This is a genomic window from Mycobacterium sp. AZCC_0083 (assembly GCF_014202335.1).
In the GTDB taxonomy this organism is placed as follows: Bacteria; Actinomycetota; Actinomycetes; order Mycobacteriales; family Mycobacteriaceae; genus Mycobacterium.
Genome location: NZ_JACHGP010000019.1, coordinates 103,374 through 123,696, shown reverse-complemented (window position 1 = coordinate 123,696; position 20,323 = coordinate 103,374). Strand labels below are relative to the sequence as shown.

At 61.9% G+C, this 20,323-nt stretch carries 39 protein-coding genes; 26 read left to right on the top strand and 13 right to left on the bottom strand.

Annotated elements, in window-relative coordinates:
• Positions 1-4: 4 nt before the first annotated feature.
• The 13 genes from HNP02_RS35215 (at position 5) to HNP02_RS35155 (ending at position 9,504) form a co-directional block, all read left to right on the top strand.
• A complete protein-coding gene (locus HNP02_RS35215) occupies positions 5-295 on the top strand; it encodes a hypothetical protein (protein WP_184445289.1) in 291 nt (96 codons plus the stop codon).
• Complete coding sequence (locus HNP02_RS35210) at positions 295-945, top strand: hypothetical protein (protein ID WP_184445288.1); 651 nt, start codon at positions 295-297, stop codon at positions 943-945. The genes HNP02_RS35215 and HNP02_RS35210 overlap by 1 nt, the downstream gene beginning before the upstream one ends.
• Positions 945-2,225 carry a hypothetical protein gene (locus HNP02_RS35205; protein ID WP_184445287.1) on the top strand — a complete coding sequence of 427 codons (1,281 nt, stop codon included), beginning with the start codon at positions 945-947 and terminating at the stop codon, positions 2,223-2,225. Before HNP02_RS35210 ends, HNP02_RS35205 begins: the two co-directional genes overlap by 1 nt.
• Positions 2,225-3,247, top strand: coding sequence for a hypothetical protein (locus HNP02_RS35200; protein ID WP_221318377.1), 1,023 nt, complete (start codon positions 2,225-2,227; stop codon positions 3,245-3,247). The genes HNP02_RS35205 and HNP02_RS35200 overlap by 1 nt, the downstream gene beginning before the upstream one ends.
• Positions 3,244-4,578: a hypothetical protein gene (locus HNP02_RS35195; protein WP_184445285.1), complete on the top strand. Its 1,335-nt coding sequence runs from the start codon at positions 3,244-3,246 to the stop codon at positions 4,576-4,578. The genes HNP02_RS35200 and HNP02_RS35195 overlap by 4 nt, the downstream gene beginning before the upstream one ends.
• 11 nt (positions 4,579-4,589) lie before the next feature.
• Positions 4,590-4,748, top strand: a complete 159-nt coding sequence (locus HNP02_RS35190; protein ID WP_184445284.1) for a hypothetical protein — start codon at positions 4,590-4,592, stop codon at positions 4,746-4,748.
• 69 nt (positions 4,749-4,817) lie between these two features.
• On the top strand, positions 4,818-5,147 hold the full coding sequence (locus tag HNP02_RS35185) for a hypothetical protein (RefSeq protein ID WP_184445283.1): 330 nt from the start codon (positions 4,818-4,820) through the stop codon (positions 5,145-5,147).
• Between the two features lie 13 nt (positions 5,148-5,160).
• On the top strand, positions 5,161-6,120 hold the full coding sequence (locus HNP02_RS35180) for a hypothetical protein (RefSeq protein WP_184445282.1): 960 nt from the start codon (positions 5,161-5,163) through the stop codon (positions 6,118-6,120).
• Positions 6,117-7,550: an N-acetylmuramoyl-L-alanine amidase gene (locus HNP02_RS35175; RefSeq protein WP_184445281.1), complete on the top strand. Its 1,434-nt coding sequence runs from the start codon at positions 6,117-6,119 to the stop codon at positions 7,548-7,550. The genes HNP02_RS35180 and HNP02_RS35175 overlap by 4 nt, the downstream gene beginning before the upstream one ends.
• Positions 7,547-7,783, top strand: coding sequence for a hypothetical protein (locus HNP02_RS35170; protein WP_184445280.1), 237 nt, complete (start codon positions 7,547-7,549; stop codon positions 7,781-7,783). Before HNP02_RS35175 ends, HNP02_RS35170 begins: the two co-directional genes overlap by 4 nt.
• The gene (locus HNP02_RS35165) at positions 7,780-8,094 is read left to right on the top strand and encodes a hypothetical protein (protein ID WP_184445279.1); all 315 of its coding nucleotides are present in this window, start codon (positions 7,780-7,782) and stop codon (positions 8,092-8,094) included. The genes HNP02_RS35170 and HNP02_RS35165 overlap by 4 nt, the downstream gene beginning before the upstream one ends.
• A 70-nt stretch (positions 8,095-8,164) precedes the next feature.
• Complete coding sequence (locus HNP02_RS35160) at positions 8,165-9,262, top strand: hypothetical protein (RefSeq protein ID WP_184445278.1); 1,098 nt, start codon at positions 8,165-8,167, stop codon at positions 9,260-9,262.
• Positions 9,259-9,504, top strand: a complete 246-nt coding sequence (locus HNP02_RS35155; protein ID WP_184445277.1) for a glutaredoxin domain-containing protein — start codon at positions 9,259-9,261, stop codon at positions 9,502-9,504. Before HNP02_RS35160 ends, HNP02_RS35155 begins: the two co-directional genes overlap by 4 nt.
• A 106-nt stretch (positions 9,505-9,610) precedes the next feature.
• Here the strand turns inward: HNP02_RS35155 and HNP02_RS35150 are convergent, their stop codons facing one another.
• The 13 genes from HNP02_RS35150 to HNP02_RS35095 form a co-directional block, all read right to left on the bottom strand.
• Positions 9,611-9,763: a hypothetical protein gene (locus HNP02_RS35150; RefSeq protein WP_184445276.1), complete on the bottom strand. Its 153-nt coding sequence runs from the start codon at positions 9,761-9,763 to the stop codon at positions 9,611-9,613.
• Between the two features lie 10 nt (positions 9,764-9,773).
• Positions 9,774-9,965 carry a hypothetical protein gene (locus HNP02_RS35145; RefSeq protein WP_184445275.1) on the bottom strand — a complete coding sequence of 64 codons (192 nt, stop codon included), beginning with the start codon at positions 9,963-9,965 and terminating at the stop codon, positions 9,774-9,776.
• 17 nt (positions 9,966-9,982) lie between these two features.
• Positions 9,983-10,348, bottom strand: coding sequence for a hypothetical protein (locus tag HNP02_RS35140; protein ID WP_184445274.1), 366 nt, complete (start codon positions 10,346-10,348; stop codon positions 9,983-9,985).
• Positions 10,349-10,388: 40 nt separating this feature from the next.
• On the bottom strand, positions 10,389-10,559 hold the full coding sequence (locus HNP02_RS35135) for a hypothetical protein (RefSeq protein ID WP_184445273.1): 171 nt from the start codon (positions 10,557-10,559) through the stop codon (positions 10,389-10,391).
• A 256-nt stretch (positions 10,560-10,815) separates the two neighbouring features.
• Positions 10,816-10,941, bottom strand: coding sequence for a hypothetical protein (locus tag HNP02_RS43195; protein ID WP_255507318.1), 126 nt, complete (start codon positions 10,939-10,941; stop codon positions 10,816-10,818).
• Positions 10,941-11,342, bottom strand: coding sequence for a potassium channel family protein (locus HNP02_RS35130; protein WP_184445272.1), 402 nt, complete (start codon positions 11,340-11,342; stop codon positions 10,941-10,943). The genes HNP02_RS43195 and HNP02_RS35130 overlap by 1 nt, the downstream gene beginning before the upstream one ends.
• Complete coding sequence (locus HNP02_RS35125; protein ID WP_184445271.1) at positions 11,339-11,530, bottom strand: hypothetical protein; 192 nt, start codon at positions 11,528-11,530, stop codon at positions 11,339-11,341. Before HNP02_RS35125 ends, HNP02_RS35130 begins: the two co-directional genes overlap by 4 nt.
• On the bottom strand, positions 11,530-12,180 hold the full coding sequence (locus HNP02_RS35120; RefSeq protein ID WP_184445270.1) for a hypothetical protein: 651 nt from the start codon (positions 12,178-12,180) through the stop codon (positions 11,530-11,532). The genes HNP02_RS35125 and HNP02_RS35120 overlap by 1 nt, the downstream gene beginning before the upstream one ends.
• The gene (locus tag HNP02_RS35115; RefSeq protein ID WP_184445269.1) at positions 12,177-12,392 is read right to left on the bottom strand and encodes a hypothetical protein; all 216 of its coding nucleotides are present in this window, start codon (positions 12,390-12,392) and stop codon (positions 12,177-12,179) included. Before HNP02_RS35115 ends, HNP02_RS35120 begins: the two co-directional genes overlap by 4 nt.
• The gene (locus HNP02_RS35110; protein ID WP_184445268.1) at positions 12,389-12,697 is read right to left on the bottom strand and encodes a hypothetical protein; all 309 of its coding nucleotides are present in this window, start codon (positions 12,695-12,697) and stop codon (positions 12,389-12,391) included. The genes HNP02_RS35115 and HNP02_RS35110 overlap by 4 nt, the downstream gene beginning before the upstream one ends.
• A complete protein-coding gene (locus HNP02_RS35105; RefSeq protein WP_184445267.1) occupies positions 12,669-12,962 on the bottom strand; it encodes a hypothetical protein in 294 nt (97 codons plus the stop codon). Before HNP02_RS35105 ends, HNP02_RS35110 begins: the two co-directional genes overlap by 29 nt.
• On the bottom strand, positions 12,959-13,294 hold the full coding sequence (locus tag HNP02_RS35100) for a hypothetical protein (RefSeq protein WP_184445266.1): 336 nt from the start codon (positions 13,292-13,294) through the stop codon (positions 12,959-12,961). The genes HNP02_RS35105 and HNP02_RS35100 overlap by 4 nt, the downstream gene beginning before the upstream one ends.
• Before the next feature lie 13 nt (positions 13,295-13,307).
• On the bottom strand, positions 13,308-14,120 hold the full coding sequence (locus HNP02_RS35095; protein ID WP_184445265.1) for a hypothetical protein: 813 nt from the start codon (positions 14,118-14,120) through the stop codon (positions 13,308-13,310).
• Positions 14,121-14,697: 577 nt separating this feature from the next.
• Between HNP02_RS35095 and HNP02_RS35090 the strand changes: the two genes are divergently transcribed.
• From HNP02_RS35090 to HNP02_RS35030, 13 genes are all read left to right on the top strand, one after another.
• Complete coding sequence (locus HNP02_RS35090; RefSeq protein WP_184445264.1) at positions 14,698-14,958, top strand: hypothetical protein; 261 nt, start codon at positions 14,698-14,700, stop codon at positions 14,956-14,958.
• A gap of 36 nt (positions 14,959-14,994) precedes the next feature.
• Positions 14,995-15,321 carry a hypothetical protein gene (locus HNP02_RS35085; RefSeq protein WP_184445263.1) on the top strand — a complete coding sequence of 109 codons (327 nt, stop codon included), beginning with the start codon at positions 14,995-14,997 and terminating at the stop codon, positions 15,319-15,321.
• A gap of 73 nt (positions 15,322-15,394) precedes the next feature.
• On the top strand, positions 15,395-16,216 hold the full coding sequence (locus HNP02_RS35080; protein ID WP_184445262.1) for an ERF family protein: 822 nt from the start codon (positions 15,395-15,397) through the stop codon (positions 16,214-16,216).
• Entirely contained in the window at positions 16,213-16,383 is a 171-nt protein-coding gene (locus tag HNP02_RS35075) for a hypothetical protein (RefSeq protein WP_184445261.1), read from the top strand. Before HNP02_RS35080 ends, HNP02_RS35075 begins: the two co-directional genes overlap by 4 nt.
• Entirely contained in the window at positions 16,380-17,288 is a 909-nt protein-coding gene (locus HNP02_RS35070; RefSeq protein ID WP_184445260.1) for a hypothetical protein, read from the top strand. Before HNP02_RS35075 ends, HNP02_RS35070 begins: the two co-directional genes overlap by 4 nt.
• A complete protein-coding gene (locus HNP02_RS35065; protein ID WP_184445259.1) occupies positions 17,285-17,530 on the top strand; it encodes a hypothetical protein in 246 nt (81 codons plus the stop codon). Before HNP02_RS35070 ends, HNP02_RS35065 begins: the two co-directional genes overlap by 4 nt.
• Complete coding sequence (locus HNP02_RS35060; RefSeq protein WP_184445258.1) at positions 17,527-18,057, top strand: ATP-dependent Clp protease proteolytic subunit; 531 nt, start codon at positions 17,527-17,529, stop codon at positions 18,055-18,057. Before HNP02_RS35065 ends, HNP02_RS35060 begins: the two co-directional genes overlap by 4 nt.
• Positions 18,054-18,440, top strand: coding sequence for a hypothetical protein (locus tag HNP02_RS35055; protein WP_184445257.1), 387 nt, complete (start codon positions 18,054-18,056; stop codon positions 18,438-18,440). Before HNP02_RS35060 ends, HNP02_RS35055 begins: the two co-directional genes overlap by 4 nt.
• The gene (locus HNP02_RS35050) at positions 18,440-18,664 is read left to right on the top strand and encodes a hypothetical protein (protein ID WP_184445256.1); all 225 of its coding nucleotides are present in this window, start codon (positions 18,440-18,442) and stop codon (positions 18,662-18,664) included. The genes HNP02_RS35055 and HNP02_RS35050 overlap by 1 nt, the downstream gene beginning before the upstream one ends.
• The gene (locus HNP02_RS35045) at positions 18,649-18,885 is read left to right on the top strand and encodes a hypothetical protein (protein WP_184445255.1); all 237 of its coding nucleotides are present in this window, start codon (positions 18,649-18,651) and stop codon (positions 18,883-18,885) included. The genes HNP02_RS35050 and HNP02_RS35045 overlap by 16 nt, the downstream gene beginning before the upstream one ends.
• Positions 18,882-19,268, top strand: a complete 387-nt coding sequence (locus HNP02_RS35040) for a hypothetical protein (RefSeq protein ID WP_184445254.1) — start codon at positions 18,882-18,884, stop codon at positions 19,266-19,268. The genes HNP02_RS35045 and HNP02_RS35040 overlap by 4 nt, the downstream gene beginning before the upstream one ends.
• A complete protein-coding gene (locus tag HNP02_RS35035; protein ID WP_184445253.1) occupies positions 19,252-19,584 on the top strand; it encodes a hypothetical protein in 333 nt (110 codons plus the stop codon). The genes HNP02_RS35040 and HNP02_RS35035 overlap by 17 nt, the downstream gene beginning before the upstream one ends.
• Entirely contained in the window at positions 19,565-20,119 is a 555-nt protein-coding gene (locus tag HNP02_RS35030; protein WP_184445252.1) for a hypothetical protein, read from the top strand. Before HNP02_RS35035 ends, HNP02_RS35030 begins: the two co-directional genes overlap by 20 nt.
• The last annotated feature ends 204 nt before the right edge of the window (positions 20,120-20,323 follow it).

Here is a 20,323-nt window from a genome sequence, read left to right as displayed (position 1 = left end):
CTTCATGCCAAGCATTGACTTCGATGCCGACGACATCACCACCCCAGCTGAGCTGTTCGGGATCCTCGTGGATCTCAACGCGCAGGGCTGGCGTGGGGCGGTGTCTGTCGCCTCTCTGTCGACTGATCCCGATGGGGAGATGGGTTGGCGTCTACAGGTTTCCAAGGACGCCACCTCGCAGGGCGGGCTGCCATCTCTGATGGAGGCTCACATCGGTGACAAGAAGGTCGTGTTCAACGGGGTCATCTCCGTGTTGACACAGGCCGACTACACCGCGATGTACGGGGTTTCGTGATGGCTGACCCAACCTTCTTCCAGATCGATGGCCCGATCCTCGTCCCCGGCGATGACGGCGCTGACGCTGGCCCGTACCCAGACCTGGTGGCTCCCACGTCGGGACTGGTGATCTTCAAGTACAACCTCGCTCCTGGTGAGCTGTTCCGTTTTGGCGAGACTGTGCCGCCCGCTGCGGTGATCAGTTCGAAGGAAGTTGTCGCGGTCATTCAGCCGGATGGGTCGTTCCTGCGGCAGAAGGATGACGGGACCGTTGGTGGCCCTGTGTATCTGCTCGCCAACACTCCCGCTCTCGGCATTGCCGGCGATTTGTCAATCTACGTGCGCTACAAGAATATTCACATTCCTGGCACGACTCGACCGGTTGCGTTGAACCCGTTCTACTTCAACTCGCCAACAGTCGGCGGGCTCAAGCGTTTCGCGGAACTGATCCCCGTACCCGCAGCGCCGGTAACAGGCGTGACGCAGGGCCTCACTGGCATCAGCTTCACCGGCGAGGGGCACGTAAACCTCGACGGCACTGTGCAGTTCGAACTGAACAACGGCACTGAGACCGTTCCGCTGGCGCTGAACTACCTATCGATGGGCGGGATCGACGGTGGCACTCCATCGGATCCCGGCATCGGACTCCTCGAAGGCGGATCCCCCTAATGACGATCATTCGGATCGAGCCACGTCGCGGTACAGCCGCGCAGTGGACGACCGCGAATCCCACCCTCGGCCCAGGCGAAGTGGGCTACGAGACCGACACGAAGCGCACTAAGACTGGAGACGGCGTTTTGGCGTGGATTGACCTTCCGTACTCGCTGGCCACCCCCGGTGTGCGTACTGGCATTTACTCGTTTGAGTTGACGAAGAGCCATGCGTCGAGTTGGCCGAATCAGCCGTTCACGAACCGCCAGCTGTTCCAGCTCCCGGTGGCCGCTACCCGCATGCGTGTACACGTGCGTAACCGCGACCACCTCGCTGACGTGGTGCTGACCGGCGACATCACCGGCCTGTCGCTGTACTACGGCATTCCGGCTGTTGACGCGAATGGTGAACCGAACGGCAACTTCACGGCTGCGCCGACTCTTATTCAGGCTCCGACGACGCTTGCCTCGGGCGGCGAGCTAATCACCCCATGGGTCGACCTGACGCAGGTGGCCGTCGACCACCGCACGCTGATGCTGTCGACCGGCTGGACCACTTCGGCGTCCGGCGGTATGGCGTTCTCGGGCGGGCTCAGTTGGCAGTCCCTATTGGCCACGGACGCTGGCGTCCAGAACCCTGTGGGTATTGCGCGGCAGAACAACGCGGCGTGGTTCCAGATGTGGATCGAGTACGAGTACGCCGACGCTGGTGCCCCACGCATTCTGGTCGTCGGCAACTCGCTGTCGAACTCGTCCAGCAACGGCACTGGCGACAACTACGGCACGCTCAGCTCTTGGCCGCAGCTATGGGCCAAGGCGCAGGGTGGTGTGGCTGCGAACCTATCGATGTCGGGCAGCTGGGCCGGACACTTTGCCACCGACTTCACTCGCTGGACTGTGTTCGACTCATGCGACACGGCTTTCGATCCAGACGTGGTGCTGTACTTCGCCCTGGCGTCCTCGGACACCGTGGACTCGACTGTCGCTGATGCGCAGGCGAACATGCGTGGCGCAATCAAGAACGGCAAGGCGAAGTATCCGAACGCCCGCCACCTGATCACCAACATCCCACCGCGCATGGAGTTCTCGGCCGGTGCCTCCGAAGCTAAGCGCGTAGCGATGAACACCTGGCTGCACATGCTGCCGGTGGGCACCGAGTCCTGCATGGACGTTGACTCCATCGTGACTGACTGGGCAACTCCCGGCCGGATCCGGTCAGTGTTCAACGCGGACGACACGCACTTCAATCCCCGTGGACATCAGGCTGTTTCGGAACTCATCCCCGTTCGGCGTGCATGATGGCGCAGATTCAACTACGTCGCGGCACCGCTGCGCAGTGGACATCCGCTAACACGCTCCTGGCGGCTGGCGAACTTGGCGCTGAGACCGACACTGGCAAGCTGAAGGTCGGCGACGGCTCGTCGCATTGGAACGCGCTGTACTACATCGGCCAGGTCTTCTTCGTTGACCAGGTCGAGGAGTACGTCAACAAGGCTGCATTCCCAGCGACTGGCGTCACCGACATCATCTACGTCGACAAGGCAACCAACTTGCTATGGCGTTGGGGCGGCTCGATTTACGTCAACGTCGGCGGCACTGACTCCAGTGGCTTCGTCACACTGACCGGCGTTCAGACGGTCCCGAACAAGACGCTGGTGAGCCCGAAGATCAACGCGATCTTCGACTCCAACGGCAACCCGATCCTCAACACCTCGCCGGTACCGAACGCGGTGAACTTCATTGCCGTACAGAACCACTCGGCCGGTAACTTCCCGGCCGTGCTGGCGTCCGGTGCGGACCCCAACGTCGCCCTCGGCCTAGTTCCACAAGGCGCTGCTCCCATCGTCCTCTATGTGGCGATCTCTGTGGCGACCATCGTTGCGGACGGACCAGAGCCGGATGTCGACATCTCCTTTGTGCCAAAGGGTGACGGCGACCTCAAGTGGGGCGACGACGTGCTCGCCCGTAAGTCTGACATCGACGCGGCCATCGCAACTGCCGTCACCGCTGGCGGAACGATTCCCACCATCGCCGCGCACGCCAATGCCGGTACCGGTGCGACCGCCAGTGTGGCCGGTGGTCGCTACGCGCAGTCCGTGTCCGTGACGACCGGAACGTCCGCTGCCTCAGGGACTCTCGCGACCCTGACATTCGGAACTGCGTTCCCCACCGTGCCGCACGTGAGCTTGGCACCGACGAACGGGCCTGCAGCGAACCTGCATCCGTTCGTCACCAAGACGACCACAACGGTCGTGCTCCAAATTGCAGGAACACCTCTGTCGAACACGACTTACACGTTCGACCTGATTGAGATTGGATGACTTTGCCAGCTCCTATTTACACGGACACCGTCCGTCTGGCTGATCTCTACGAACCAATTATCGACACGATGCCGTCCTCGGAGATCGTGACCGATGCGTACAGCACATCAGCCCAGACCATGGACAGTCTCGTCGGCGTGCCGTGGAATACCGCCGGTAAGTTCAACACGCAGGGCCAGAACTGGCAGTTCCAGACTCCAGGCAACTGGGCTGGCGGCGCGAAGAACGACACCTCGGCACGCGCCTCGGGTGGAAGCACGTTCAACATGTCCACCCGCTTCGAGTTCGTGTACACGGGCGACAAGCTCGACCTGATGTTCCTGTCGACCGGAGCGTTCGACTGTCAGGTCTACGTCGAGCACAACGGCCGCATGGTGAAGCTCCAGGACAAGCCTCTGGGCACCAGCCTGACCGGGTACGTCTTCCGTTCGATCAAGTTCGCAACACCTGGCGTGGCTCGCAGCGGCTACAAGAAGCGCCGCATCCGTGTGCATGTCGCAGGCAATGTCAACTTCCTGCAGGTGAACATCGAGGCGGCGGCATTGATGTACGCGGCACCGGCCCGCCCGATGGTGATCTTCGACGGCGACTCGTACTTCGAGCCGCTGCACAACCAGAACGTCGGCTCGGATGAGACCTACTTCTCGTACGGTCCTCAGGACGCGTTCTTCGAGGCGACCGGCATCGTCCATTGGAATGCCGCGCAGGGCGGTACGGGGTTCTTCCAGAACGGCGACACCGTCGCCCGAACGGACGACACTCCATCCTCGATCAACTCGACGCGTATCGGGTCTGCCTCACGCAAGACCACCATCGCGAACGGGTTCGCCATCGGTGCGGCCGATCCGATGACCGGCATCAGCTTCCCTGTGGCGTACATCCTGCACGGAACCGTCAACGACGCGGCCGTGAACCCTGGCGGCACTGCAGCCATGAAGGCCCGCGCGAAGGTTGTTTACAACGAAGCACTGGCCCTGGACTCCAACGGCCTGATGACGTTCATTCATGTTGGCAACGAGCCGTACACCATCTTCGGCACCAGCCCTGCGAGCTACGTGTCCGGTGGGGCGAACGACCTGAACCGTCAGGGGCATATCGCGGCCATCGCTGAGGTTGCACGCGCCTTCTACGTCGACCCGGCGAATCCCACGAACCCTTGGTGGACCGGAAACGGTGGCAACAACAACAGCCTGACCGATCAGCAGGCGCTGATCACGGGTGCGGACAACCTACACGGCAACTACCGGGGTTACTTCAACCACGGCCGTCGCATTGCAGACGCGATCCGACACATCCCCGTCCCTGCTGTCCGCGCCTACCGCGTCGGTTAAGGAGAACTCACATGGCAAACGTCCTCACTGTTGGTAACGAGAAGGCGTTCTGGGACGCCTACGCGGCGAGCATCGCTGAGCAGTCGGAGAACCACGTGGCAGCTGTAGCGAAGATCCAGGCCGACACTGTCGCCTGGCTGGACGCCGAGCGGGCTCAGAAGGCCAAGTAGCACTACGGATTCCCTCCTCGTTTCGACGGGGAGGGAATCCGCCCGCACCTACTACTCAGATAAAAGAACATGGATCACATCACTTTGGGGGAGGCCCTTCTCGGGCTGGCAACGGCTGCGGCCACGGGTGGAATCTTCAATCACGTGTGGGACACCGTGTTTGGTAAGCGCAAGCGCAAGCTTGATGAGACGGAGCTGCTGCAGCGGATGTCGGCAGCGTTCCGTGAAGAGGTACGCCGGGAGAACAGCGAGCTACGTGAGCGCCTTGAGAAGGTGATCCGTGGCCTGAACAAGCTGACCGACGTTGTCGATGACTTTCTGTACCGCGCAACAGGTATCAGCGAATCGGATCGCATGGCACTGCGTGAGGCGAATCAGCACGCGAAGCTCATCATCTAAATAGGAGTACACCATGGGCGTTTGGCGTCCTGAATTGGGTCGCCGCATGGCCGTGATGGATCTGGCTACTGGCGACACCCCCACGTACACATACACTTTGACCGCTCGCGAGAAGAAGGTGTTCCGCGACGGCGCGTATGCGTTCATCGAGTTCAAGAACTCGTTCAAGCAGACCCTCGCGATTTGGGAGGGGTACGTCGTCAACGGTGCGGTGACCTTTCCTGACGTAACGTCCGATGACACAACTCTTCTGGTGCGCGGCACCACGTTCGCTCTGAGTATCGAGGATGTAAACGCCAACGTCCGTATCCCGGTCTGGGGCACCGTAACTCGCAATGAGCCGCGCTACCCAGACTACCCGCAGAACAACACCGATTTCAACGCGATTCAGTACGACTACGACTTCGGCACCGTGGGAACGGTTGTCGACCCGTCGTGGGATGTCAAGAACGGTGCGCCGTCCGTCTGGGACAACTCCTCGTCCGGCCAGCCCAATGGCGTGGCCTGCGGGATCCTCTTCGATGACGCGGCGATGCTTTGGTACGCGCCGTTCCGTGGCGACTCCATCGAGATCAACTACTCGGTGGTCAACCGTGGCGCTGGCAAGTCGGGTGTGGCGTTCTGCTCGAACTCGGACATGTCGGAGTACCTCTGCGTCACGCATGAGACCGGCCTGATCAACAACAACCTGCTCATCGAGGTTGGCTCCAGCCCAGTGCATTTGACGACGTGGAAGTCGGTTCCGCACGTCACCGCGAACCTGGACAACTACACGATTCGCTACAACTCGATCACGAACACAGTGGCGGTGTACCAGGGGACGAACCTGGCCACGCCGGTCATCGACTGGACCGACGAGGCGAACCTGGTCGACCACGGTGACGGCCACACCTACTACGGATTGAACTGGCGTGCGTCGCTTCTAGCGCCTGGCACTCAGTTCACAGCCATCTCAGCACAGGACGCCGCATGAGTTTCACACAGTTTCTGCAGGATGATCCGCTCCTCGCCCGTGAGCAGATCATGGCGATTGCCATCGACGTGGCGAAGACATTGGGCATGCCCGACGTAAAGGGCGCGGCGATCCTCAACGTGATGGCCGTCTCCGTCGAGGTTGGCGTTGAGGACAACGACCCGCCGCACGCACGGCGCTTCTGGTGTCCGGCAAACCATAACGACGGAGATTCGTTCAACTACTCCCACGACTCGGTTTCGAACGATAATCGGTCAATCGGCTACCTGCAGCAGCAGAAGGGTCCGAACGGCGAGCTGTGGTGGGGGACGACTGCTCAGCAGATGGATCCGCACCAGGCGTTCATCTCGTTCCAGACGCGGCTAAAGAAGCGCGGATACGACGCGTCGAACGCTCAGTCCGCTGGCGAGGCTGCGCAGGCCATCCAGGGCTCGGCGTTCCCTGACCGCTACCGCGAGCAGTGGGATGACATCAACGCGCTGTACGACGCGGTGGCCGGAACAATCACCGCCCCAACAACTCCCACTCAGCCATCGTTCTCGTTCACCGAGAAGAACATCATCGACGGCGAGAACGCGTCGAACCGTCAGGGGCACAATCCGCGTCTGTTCGTCCTCCACACGGAGGAAGGCAACCTGCTGGGTCAGGCGCTGGATAACTGGATGGACAACAACGAGGTGTCCTACCACTACGCGGTGGACCCTGATGCTTCCGGGGCTGTCGCGTGGGATCTCGTTGACACCGACCTCAGCAGCTGGTCCGTCCTATCGGCGAATCCAGATTCGATCAACCTCGTCTTCGCTGGATCGTACGCGGCGATGTCGCGTACGGACTGGCTCAGCAAGTACGGCAAGGCAATCAAGGTTGCTGCCTACCTGGCCGTACAGGACTGCCGCAAGTACGGGATCGAGACGACCGTCCGCGTCGGCTTCGCGGCCGGGGGCTACTCGTCGCTAAAGACCAGCAACGGCATCACCGACCACTACGGCATCACCAAGGGTCTGGGCATCGGTACTCACACCGACGTTGGCCCCAACTTCCCTTGGGACGTATTCGCAAGCTACGTAGCACAATTCGCAAATGGAACCACGGAGGAAGACGACATGTTCACTGACGCCGACCGGGCACTGCTGACGCGTGTCCACTTCGAGCTGACCAACAAGTGGAACTCGCGTTCCATCTACGCAGAGCCCGGTGAGGGACCAGTGGACACCCTCGCTGGCATGGTGCTCAACGACGACGGCATGGAGCACTCCGAACTAGTGGAGCGCCTGGCCGTGCTGGGTGACCCTGACTCGCTGCGCCGCGTGATTCGCGTTGCCGCAGGCGAGGGAGTGGTGACTGACGCCGCGACGGTGGCCCGCGCAGCGAAGATCCTCGCAGAGGTTCCGGCCGACATCCTGACGGCATACGAGGCGGCTGCGAAGTGAGCTTCATCGAGTCGGCCGCGAAGGTCGTGATCCCAATCGTCGTGACGGCGTTGACGCCGGTCATCGAGAAGGCTGTGGAGGACGCGGTCACCAAGAAGCTGGACGAACTGATCCCCGATCAGATCGACAAGGTGTTCCTGCCCAACGTCATTCAGACGTTGGAGTCGCTGATCCCCGACCAGCTCCAGGCAATCATCAAGCAGTTCAACCCGCTGGGAGGGATCTTCAAGTGAAGATCGCAGAGATCTACAAGGCCATCACCGCCGCCGCCACTGCGCTGGCAGGTATGGAGGGCGTCGTGGCGTTCCTGAATGCCGACACCACACACCCGTGGGTGCATCTGGTAGCGGTCGGCTTCTCGGCCGTCGTGGGTGGCGCTACATGGTTCGTGAAGAACCAGGCTGCCATCGAGAAGGTGGTGGACGAACTCGACGGCGACGACGAGCCCACGCAGGCAGCCCCTGCGCCTTCCGTCCCGGCCATCGCGACCGAGGCGACCAGCGTGGTCGATGAGGTCATCGAGCAGTACAAGAAGACTCACTAAACCGTTCGCGTAATCGGGCTGTTCCGCTGGCAGCGGAATGGCCCTATTTCGTGATGCCAGAAAGGATTACATGACCACTACGTGGATCGGGTGGCAGGTCGGCATGTCCGGCCCCACCGTGAAGACGGCTAAGGCGAAGCTCAAGGCGAGGTTCTCCTATGCCAAGAGGCTCGATGACACTGAGGTGTTCGGGCTCGATCTGCAGGCCGCGCTGGTGACGTACCAGCAGAACAAGAATGCTGACAAGAACTACACCGGCCCAAAGCTGGGCTCCCATGGGTTCGGCGTCCTGGACTTCGACACCCAGGTCGCTCTCGGCGTCATCGTGATCGACAAGCCCGCGTTCGTGCAGGGCTACGACATCGTTCACTTCTCGATCAACGGCGCGGGCAGCACGTACGACATGGGCTACCCGTACGACATCGGGGAGCTGCTCGACAAGACGAAGTGCTACCACCAGCCCATCGGGTACAACACGGCCCCAGTGCCGATGTCCCGAGGCGTGAAGGACGGTGTCGCTGAGTTCATTCGTCAGCTCGACATGCCGCGCGGCCCGAAGGGTGAGAACTGCACCCAGATCCCTTGGTGCGCAACGGTGTACTCGATGGGTGCCATCGTGTTCATGACGGTGTTGATGCGCGTCCTGTACGGCGACCTCGGACGGTTCAAGGCCACATACCGTGGGTCGAGCGCATTCGGCAACCCGATGCGTGAGCACGGGCATACGTTCCCCGGCTGCTCCTACTCGGACGGCGAGGGCATCGTTACGCCGACCGCACACGACACCCCGGTGGAGCATTGGGACTTCGCTTCCGACAAGGCGATGACCAACACCAAGGGTGACGACCTGTACTCGAAGATCAACAAGGCCGGGTCTACTGCGGATCAGATCGCTGACATGCGTGCGGTGTGGGACATCGTCAACACTGGCAATCCGCTGAACCTGGCCGGACAAGTGTGGAACCTGGTGTCGAGCCCAACGTTCAATGAGGGCGTTGGTGCGTTCAAGGCCGCTACGAATGCGCTCGACTTCTTCCTGATCAAGGTGACCAGCCCTCACACGACGTACCAGTTCGTGAACCCCATCGACGGAGATCCGCGCTCCTGCTGGGACATTGCGCTCCAGCACGCCCGCGACATCGTGGCGGCAGCCCCGGTGCGCCGATGAGCGTCACCGTGTTCACGAAGAACTCCTGCCCGCAGTGCCTGGTCACGAAGCGACATCTGAAGGATCGTGGCGTTGAGTTCGAGACAATCAACGTCGATGAACAGACCGAGTGGCGTGACCGTCTGATCGAGATGGGCTACATGGCGATGCCCGTCGTCTTGGTCGAGGACGAGGATGTGTGGTCGGGCTACTCATCGGATTCTATTGAGGAGTGGTGGCCGAAGCAGCGAAAGGCTGCGTAGCGCCCTCTTATTGGCTCCAGGAACGACGAAACCCCGGCCCCCCTTGTGAGGGGGTCGGGGTTTCTCTATGGGCCTTGTGAGCCCCGTTTAGTAACGCCGCCTTCTGTCAGCCCAGCGGCGGGACGTGTGGCCCAGGGTGGCCCACTTTGTACGCGCAGCAGAACACATCCTGCGGGGCACGCGGCGCCGTCATTCGCCCGACCATGAAGGCCACGGCGGCGAGCACCCAGCACGCAAGGCCAATTGCGATGCCTTCCACGTCAATCTCCTTACGTCAGGTGTTTTTCGAAGTCTGCGAACCGCGGATTGCGGTTGTCGGACGGCGCGTAGGGCTTGCCCCAGTAGCACGTCGAGACGACTCGCTCGCCCTCCGCACTGATGCTGTCGTCAATGTGCCGCCAGCCCCCGCCGATCTGTTCGATGCCGTCGCCGCAGACGTAGCAGTCAGGTACTTCGTGCATGCCAGTCCCTATGTCAGCTAGGCGCTTGACTCGGCAAAATGCACGACCTTCTCGCGGTCGTCCACGTCGGTATACGACTTGCCACCGTCCTCCGAGAACATGCGGGAACAGCGGCGGTTCTGCCACATGCCGTACCCAACCTCGATCCAGTCGTCCGGGTCGTCGGTTAGCGGAGCCAAGTTCTCGAAACGCAACAGCCTGCTGATAGTCGGGATAGCGACCATTGCTGACCCACCAGAGTGCCCCATATCGGCGAACGCTTGGATCACCTTGAGGTAGCCCTTGATCACGTCAGGCTCTTCTCCGATCAGATCCAACTCACGACGTGCGTGAGCGACCAGATTGCTTGGTGGCCTGCGCCGAAACCAATTGCGAACGTTCACGATTCCTCCTGTTGTGTTGTGCCGATAAGTACGCGTCCCGTTAGCCGACGCCGTGGGCGCACATCATGCACATCCACAGGCCGGGGACGGTGGACTTGCCCATCTGACGGGCGATTCCGTAGGTGTGCAAGCAATGCAGGCACAGGCCGGGTTCGTAACTGCTGATCTCATGCGTGCAGTCGCCGTCCTCGTCCGGTTCGGTACAGGTCATGTCATCTCCCTACGTCACGTCGCACCCGAACGGGCACGATGCTCCGATGTCCACCCAAAGACGCACGGGTAGGCCGCACACGTCGCACACGTAGGTGCCGTCCCCAAGCTGGCTCCACATCAGGCGACGGCAGGTGTAGGCGTTGTCACTTCCACTCCCACTCCTCGCAGCACCCCGAACAGTCCTCGCCGCAGATCTCGGCAGGGTGTAATCCGCCTGTCTGCGCGTCCATCTCTTCTTTGGTCTCGGCCACTGGTCAATCCCTTCCGGTCTGCAGGGTGCCGTCGTGCAAGTATCCGAACCGCTCCTGATAGTCAGGGACGAAGACCCGGTAGACGAAGAGGTCTGCATCACCGTCGTAGGCGACCATCACGCCGCTCATCATCGGCACTTCGCCGGATCACCGCCATGCCCGCATCGGGGCGGGAGCCGGTCGACGTACTCACGGACGAACCCGATGTCGCTCTTGATCTCTTCTTGCTCCTCATGGGTCCACGCGTCGTCGTTCACGATGAGGCGGCTGGCCATGCGGGCTGTGATGAGGGGGACGACGAAGAACACGGAGAACACGATCAGCGCGATACCGACGATGCGACCGCCGACCGTGGCGGGGTACTGGTCGCCGTAGCCGACTGTCCCGGCGGTCACGATGGCCCACCACAGTCCGTCCCACCAGCTCTTGTTCTCGAACACGGCGTAGCCGGTGGCACCGAGGATCAGAGCGATGGTCGCGTACGTCCACAGTTCACGGAAGGTGTCCGTGGCGCTCTGTAGCCGGTTCATGGTCGAGCCGTGATCGTGACACCGTCCGGCCAGGACTCGCGGAAGTCGCTGTAGCCCTTGATAACTGTCACGGACAACTGCGCTGACAGCGGTATGTCCATGTCGCGGCACAGGTCGTAGAACTCGCGCAGCTCACCGAGAGTCATCGGGCTGCTGAGCGAGACCTCACGCTTGACGCTGGTGCCCATTAGAGCTGCTCCTGCAGTTCTCGAAGTAGGCCGATTCGCTTGACGAGCTGGTCGGCGGTGAACGTGCCGTACAGCCCTTCGAGGGACGGCGGCAACTTGCTCTTGGTGAACGTGACTGTCGGCTGGTCGAGCGGGACCACGTCCTCGAACTGTGCGATCACGATGCACGTCTCGGGCTTGACCACGCGGATGGTGTGGATCTCGGGTGCCGACATCCAGTACTGCTGGCCGGGGGCGAACTGATACGTCTTGTATCGCTGCAGGATCCAGCCACCGTCCTTGGTGAACCCGACACCACCGTTGAGCGGTGTGTACCACAGGTGCGTCTCGTAAACCTCGCCGCACTCATCAGCAATCGGGTCGTCCGACATCGGATCCCAGCATGGCGGGGTGCGGTACCACTGGTTCTCGATGACGCCGGACATGCATTGCGTCACGAAGTTGTACCGGTGGTCGTGCGGGTTGACGACCTCGCCCGCTTTCTGCGAGTCCATACCTTCGGCGAAGAAGTACGCCTTGAGGGTCAGGCCCGCGTCACGGTGCAGGCACACGTAGTCGAGGCCCTTGGCGTGGAAGTCCTTGTAGGACTGTGTCAGCAGGTAGTCGATGTCGAGGTCATCCCAGATCACATCGCGGAGAATGGCGCTCACTGGAACGGCAGCCCGATACGTGGACCCAAGTGAGTGCCGGGGTCCAGGCGTAGATCGCCGCCAGGGACGAAGCCACTCTTCGGGGCGTTCACGAATGCGCAGCTGGCCGGTGCGCCGGGGTTGGCGGGTGTGGGCACGGGCTCACCGGGGTTGCACGCCGACAGTCCGAGGGTGGCGGCAGCCGCTGCTGCGGCGATCAGGATCTTGGTCATACCGAGGTCAGCCTCACTAGCTTGCGGATGTCATCGAACCGGTTGAGGCAGTGAGTGCATCCCATGCTGCCGTTGGTGCGGATGCGTTCCTTCCACACTGGAAGGAACTGGAGTGCCTGGTCCCAGTGGGTCTTGCACAGCCAGCCTTGGATGCAGTCGTGGTACTCCTGGTATCCGGCGATGTCGCCGCCACAGGCCAGCTGTTCCTTGCGCTGACTGCAACAGTCGAGTTCCTTGAACGCGCCGTCGACCGCCGACATGATGTCGGTGTCGAAGTCAGTCCTCGGCAGGGTCGGTGTCGACATCTTTGCTATCTCCGTAATACAGCTGGAACTGGTCGTCGGTCAGAACTTCATGGGAACCGTTGGGGTGCCGGACAATCCAGTCACCCGCGTACGCACGCTGCGTCTCCAGGCTGCCGTGGGTGGACACCACGAACCACGCCAGTCCACCTGCGCCGGTCTTCACCTGGCGGGCGGTTGGAACGGAACGCTCCACACCTGACCAGGGTCGGGCCACCTGAATGGCTCCGACCTTGGTCGGGTTGTGGGTGAACGTCTGCAGGGTCACAGCTCGCGGAACACCTGGTTGTACAGGCTCACCGGCAGCACCTGAGCCTCCAGGGCCTGAGGGGTCAGGACGATTGCATCGCCGACCTCCAGGACGAAGTCCTCTGCCTTGGTGTCGTCCTTGACGGTGATCGAGACCAGCTCGCCGGTAGCCGCGAAGACGGTTTCGATCCCCAGCGGGACGCCACGGCGCTCAGCCTCCAGCGACACGATGTAGCTGATGGCGGCGAGGTTACGGCCGGTGACCTTCGCGCCCAGGCCGAAGATCGGCTCGCCTGCGGGGACGATCCGCTTGAGTCCCGGTGTCCCGTTGATGGTGTTGTTCTTGCTCATGATTCCTTCGGGGTTACTTGATGATTTCGATGAGGTAGTTGGGGGTGTTGCGGATGACGGGTCCGTCCGCGCTGATCGACACCCAGACGTCGCCGTCGCCGAACGCGGAGGACTTGCCCTCCCAGGTCTCGCCGTTCCAGCGGTAGATGAAGACCGTTCCGTCGTCGGCCGTGAAGGACCATTCGGCGTCACGCTCGTCTTCGCCGAGGCTCTTCGCCTGACGCGGCGCACGGTCGGCGAGCGTCGTGGTGTACGGGCCGTAGTCGGTCAGGAGGTCGGAGTTGGAGGCGATCTCATCCCAATCTCCAAGAATGTCGTCGCAGTCCTGGATGTACCAGACACCGTTCACGTGCTTGTAGCGGTCGCCCTGGCGATCCATCCACACCGAATCGATCTCGTTGTACCCGAGGTTGTCGACCGACCAGGCCGTGGTGGCGGGTGCGTCCAGATCGACTGCGCCGGAACGGTCGAACGTGTCCGTGATGACGCCGCCGCCGGACAGGAACTCGGCCCCGTAGTACTCGTCGGGGTACTGTTCGGCCTCCTCGACTTCCGCGACGAAGTCGTCCCAAGCTTGCGCCTTCTCGATCAGGTCCGTCAGGACGCTCACCCAGTCGATGATGTTGGCGCGGTTCAACGACTCTGCCTCTTCGGCGGTGAAGTCTTCGTCGGCGACCAGCGGTCGGAATGCACCGGACACGATCTGGTCCCCGAGGTCGAGGGTGATGCAGTACGGCTTGTCGGGCTCTGCGAAGGCGCGGTACGCGGTGACGACGCGCTCGCCGTCAACCAGCCCCTCGTAGTTCTCGCGGATGTCTGTGCTCATGCGAATGAGCTTGGCAGGCGCGGGAGTTGGATTACAGGGAAGCGTACGCGCTTGTAATAGGGTTACAGGTAAAGCTGTATTACTAAGCCTCAGTACAGGTTTGAGCTTTACTATCGAGTAGGAGGATCTATTAAGAGGATCACTCCGTTGACCTTGTCGGGTACCAGACCCAACCGGTCGCTCTGGGGAGACGCAACACATCCGTGTTGCTAGGCCCCTTCGGGGTAGGGGCTCGCTGCGCTCGCACGGTCCTTTTAGAAGGTAACGGTTTGCTGACCAGTGATTACAGGGGGCAAGGCGCTGAGCAGGGGCGATGGAGGAGCTTGAAGGCGTGCTGGCAATGAAATGTGATGTGAATCACACAAGATGAGGTTAACCTTACCGAACCGTAAGTTCGCGGTTGCCGATGGCAAGGATGGGGTACGTTACCGGTGGGCCAGGTCGGTAAGTGGATTCCCTTCCTGTCTGATCTGGTGCGGACGATTAGGTTCGGTCGCCCCGCCGGGGGTCGTGTCCCGGCGGGCCCCCCGACACATCTCCCTGTAATCCGTCGCTGTCGTTTGACAGGATCCTCCGCATGCCCAGTCGCGCTGAGTTCCTTACTGAGCGAAACGAACTACTGGAGTTGCTGTGGGAGCTGGACGACGAGCTGAGGAATTGGCATGCCGGTGGCGTGTGGAGACACTCGGGCAGCGCCGCCCAGTCCGCTGCATATTCGGACAAGATGACCCAGCGCCACATGCTTGCTCAGGAGTTGAAGGCGATTGGGTGTGCCCCATGGGACTTCAACCCATTCCGTGACAACTGCTGGCTCGTACGCCCGCAAATAGCGGCCTGACCTGCGATTACAGGGCTGAGGCATGATGATACAACGATGGGTACAAACAAGCTGCGGCGCATTGCGCGCCGGAACCACGCAGTCCTGACGGATGACCCAGACGGTCTGATCTCGACACTGCAGATCACGAAACGTCTTCTGCAGGAGTCCATCAACGCTGGCGAGCCGGTGACGATCATCACCGCGCTGGAGTACGCGTTGGAAATGTCTGCACCCAAGGATCCTCACCGCACCTGGTGGTCGGCGCTGCGAGTCATCTTGCGCAACACCACGGTTGAGAAGTCCACCCTCGCGATCCTCGCGGACGCCATCGAGGGCCAGGGCAAGACGAACCGAAAGATCAAGCAGCTCATCGCTGCATAGCCGTGCTCGGCATATTCCCCTGGTGGACATGGCTATTCGTGTTCGCCTTCCTCTACATAGGAGCGCATGACCTGTGAGCGACGATACCGCCAAGAAGGCTGAGACCACCGAGGTGAAGCCGTCTGGCGTCGACACTGCCAAGTCGGTGAACGTGCGCGTCCCCGCCGAGTCGGTCAACTACGCCTACAACACTCGCGTACTGACATCGACCGGTGAGATCGGGACTGCGTTGGCCGCAGCTCTCGTCGCCGCCCAGGCCGAGTTCGGTGCCGTCGCCAAGGACACCGCGAACCCGTTCTTCAAGAGCAAGTACGCCGACCTGCCCGCCGTCAAGGCCGAGGCGCAGCCGGTCCTCGCCAAGCATGGGCTGGCCGTCATCCAGGAGCCGGGGTACGTCCTGATCGAGGGCAAGCCGCACGACACTCTGGCCACCACGGTGCTGCATGAGTCGGGCCAGTCCCGTACGTCCAAGATGATCCTGCGGCCGGTGAAGAACGATCCGCAGGCGCAGGGCTCCGCGATCACGTACGCCAAGCGGTACGCATTCATGGCAATCCTGGGCCTGGTCGCCGACGAGGACGATGACGGCAACGCAGCGTCCGGCCGTGGCGGAAAGCCCGCCGCGCAGCGCCCATCCCGCGCCAAGTCGTCACCAGCTCCCGGTGAGTCTCTCGGCGACCCGGCCGTCGCGGAGCTGATCAACCGTGTCAAGGCAGCAGCGAAGGCGTCGGGCAACAACCCGAAGGCTGTGCAGGCGTTCTTCGCTGAGGAGTACCCCGATGGTGGGGCAATCGTCAATTCCACCGACCAGGCTGCTCTGACCAAGGTCGCTGAGCACTTCGAGGCCATCGCCAACGCGGGCTCGGAGCTGGGTGCTACGCAGGTGGCCGAGTGAGCGTCGGGGCACCGGTCGCCCGAAAGCTTTGGTCGGACGGCGAGAAGGCGCAACTCCGTCTCCAGGTGCTCGACCGGGTCATCGGTTACCAGGCTGCATTCGCCAATGCGGAGGAACTCCTAGCAGGCGCGCAGGCTGCATACGAATGGGTCAAGGACGGTAAGTGACCGACTGGAAGATCCCCCGCGACAACTACGGTCGCCCGAAGCTATACCCACCGGAAGGTGGGCCACGCGTGTCGTACTCGCGATGCTCGACCCTGGCGAAGGACATCGACAAAGCCAGCGACGGCCTATTCAAGTACTACCAGGCCAACGCCATGATCGGCATGGCGCAGACACCGTCCCTACTGAACCGTGTCAAGGCCATCGTCGCCAAGGGCGGCAACTGGGACAAGGAGAAGGGCGCTCTCAAGGAGATCGCCGCGACGGCCGAGACCATCGGCGGCAACACCAACAAGGCTGACCGTGGCACGTCGATCCATGACTACTGCGAGGCCATCGAGGTCAACCCTGACGGATTCGACTGGGGCGCAGTCGAAGAGGACATGAAGGGGCCGCTGGACGGCTACTACGAGTACATCTCATCCTCGCCCCACCTGTCGTACATCGCCCGCGAGGTGTTCCTGTCAGTGAACGTGCCGATGAAGACACCGACCGGCAACGCGTTCGTCCTCCGTGCCGCTGGTTCCGCTGACCGCATCGTTGAGATCGACGGCAAGCGGTACATGGTGGACATCAAGACCGGCAAGGACGACGAGTACCGCATGGGCGTCTCTGGCCAGCTCGCCCTGTATGTCGAGGGCCAGCTCTACCAGGACGACATCGTGCGGCAGGACGTGCCGTGGGCCGACTTCTACCCGAACGCTGACGGCAAGGCCGAGTTTGCTTCGCACGACTGCGATTACGACGAGGCCCTGATGTTCCACTGCCCCCAGGCCCCGAACATGCAGGGCAAGTGGGAGTGGACCGTTCACCGCGTGCCGCTGGAGCGCGGCCGTCAGATCGTCCGCTGTGGTCAGTGGGCGAGGAAGCTGCGTTACGTCTCCGAGTTCAAGAGGATCGAGCTGTGAAGTTCGAGATCTTCACCGAGGAGGAAAACCGATACGGACGGCCCGACTGGTTCTACCGGGCCATCGATGGCGATACCGAGTACCTGGTGAACTACACGCACTTCGACCATCGCGGAGAGATTGCCTACTGGATCACTGGTAACCGACCACTCGGAAGTGGCCCTGGAAACTGGGATTTCGACACCAGTGGTGCGTACGAGACGAAGGAAGCAGCCATGGCGAGTGTCGGAGGATGGCCGTGAGTCGCACCGGCCACGTACACCGCGCATACCTCATCGGGCATATCTCCGAGGAGACCGCCACCGCACTCGTCAAGGAACTGTACGAGATCGATGAGCGGTACCCCGAGTCTGACATCGAGCTGGTGATCAACTCGCAGGGCGGCAACATCATCGACGGCCTGTCGGTGTACTCGACACTGGTCGAACTGTCCGAACGCGGCAATGGCAAGCACTTCATTACCACCAAGGTTCGCGGCATGGCCGGATCGATGGCCACCGTCATCCTCCAGGCCGGGGACTGGCGAGTCAGCGGCGAGTTCGACGTGACGATCTGGCATGAGGCGAAGATGAGCTTCGACGCCGACTTCGTCTCCACGATCAAGCGTGACGTGGCGGTCTGGGAGTACCAGGACGCGATGCTGAGCGGACTCGTCCAGCAGCGTGCCGGGTTGACCGACGAGGAGTGCAAGGCCCTGCACGGTCCTGTTGACCGTCTGGTGTTCGCCAAGGAAGCGTTGGCGCTCAACCTGATTGATGCGATCGCATGAGCTGGGATGACTCCGAGGACTACGTCTACACGGAGCTGAGTCCAGCACTCCTGGACCGGCTGCTCGACAAGAACTCGTTCCTGATGGACAAGTGGGACCGGATGCTTGCCTGGCATCGGGCGCAGCTGCGCCACTACGAGACCATCCATGGCAAGGCTGTCGCGGTGGTCGAGTTCCGGTGGACCGGTCCAGGCTGGAAGTCGAAGGCCGCTGCGACCCTCGATCCTGATGTGCAGGCGGCGAAGCTCGCCATGGACATCGCCCACATGCAGCTGGGTACGTGCGAAAGGCGTTGCCACGCACTGGAAAAGGAAGCAATCAACCTGGCGTTGAGGAACAAGATCCTCGGCGCTCTCTACAACAACGGAGGCGGAAGCTACTAATGAGCGACACAACACTCAAGAACGCGGTATCGGCGGCCACAGAGTCACCCAGCATCGTGCTGTCTGCGCTCGCTGTGGGGATGTTCGTGGCGAAGGCCAAGCTCATCGAGAAGTACGGCGTGGGAGGCGATCTGCCCGAGGCGCTGGTCGAGTACACCGAGTGGGTGTCGGCCGCGTCCGATGAATACATCGGCAAGACCCTCGACCCGTGGGGCATCGTCTGATGGCCGACAACATCGTGGACGACGTCATCGAGAACGTCCTGAGCGTGTCCAACCCCGCGCTGCTGGCCGCTGCGGTCGGCGTGGGTGTAGCCATCGAGAACGCCAGGGTGAAGTACGGCGAGGACAACCTCCCCGAGGCGCTGCAAGAGTTCCTCGCAGACGCCGCCGACGCTGGCGAGAAGTTCATCAGCGGGCTGTTCGATGGGCTCGGTATCAAGTGAGCCGGGACCGCAAGCCGATCCCGCCACCGATCCAACTGAACGCGCCACGCCTCACCGAGGCGAATATCGAAGAGGCGTACAAGATCCCGTTCATGATCGCTGAGGGCCCGCGCCTGATGCTGAACTTCCTGGCGCTGTCGAGCAACCTGCCCGAAGCGTACCGGAACATGATCTCGCAGTGGCTGCACGGTTACAACGAGGAGCTGATGACGTACCTCGCATCCCACTACGGCCCGCACGCCGTCGTGGAGTGCGACCTCATCGCGAAGAAGATGTTCGAGGGGTTCGTCGGCGTGATCCGCGAGGAGCGAGAGGCAGCCGACGCGGAGATGTTCAGCGGTCTGGATCGAGACATCTTCGGGGACAATGGCCTACCCGAATAGCGGCGTGCCCGTCCCGGCGATGATCGCCGAGGCGGCGTACGCGGCGCTGAGCTACGCGCACAAGTACCTGACCGACCACAACGGCCATATGCCGCCGGACATGGTGGAGAAGCTGGGCAAGGTGGCGTTCGCGTACAACCGCGACCGCACCGCGTCCCTGGTCTACCGGGGGATCCCGCCAGTCGTCGTTGAGAAGTTCTCGGAGACGGCAGCCGACAAGCTCGCCGAGTGGATGGGTAAGCGCCAGACCATCTTGAGCGACGGCGATTTCGAACGATGGGCAGAGGAGTTGGGCAGTGGCGAAGACACAGCTTGAGGTCATTGGCCGGTACGCCGAGGGCGGCTGGGAAGATGAGCACGGCACGTCGTACTACAACGACCGTGTCCGCGTTGGCGGCTACGGCGATCTGGGCAAGCTGCAGGTCGACTTCGTTGAGAAGTACGGACGCGACGACCGGGTCGTCGGCGAGTACCCGATCATCCTGCGTGCCGACCCCGTGGTCCTGATCCGTCGCGGGTTCCCCGACGACTGGACGACATCAACTGCGGGCGTGTCGATCGAGCTGAATCCGTTCGGGTTCCAAGTGTTCGATCTGCAGGCCGGTAACGGCATGGTCCGTTACAGACTGGTCGAGGACGAACTCTACTGGAAGTTCGGGTCGTTCGGCGACGAGCAGCAGGACGAGGAGAACGACCGCATCGCCAACTTCCAGCTGGGTCTGCTGACCTATCGGGATTGGAAGCCCGTCCGCGCAGCACCGGCCGACGAACGCCAAGAGGTCACGACCAAGGATCTCAAGCTGGTCGACCCATCCACCATCCCGGCCGACGCACAGGGCATCCAGCTGTGATCGAGATCGAAGTAGACGCCAGGCAACACCCTGGCGCATGCGATCCAAGAGAAGGCGTTCCGCGAGGTCGACCCGCTGTGCCTGGTACTGCGTGACGCAGAGGGAAACGTGTACTGGTCCGGCACCGTCCACCAGTGGACGTTGCACTACAACGATCTGCGCGTCCGACTACTCCCATTCGATGAGTACGTCGACAAGGCGGCA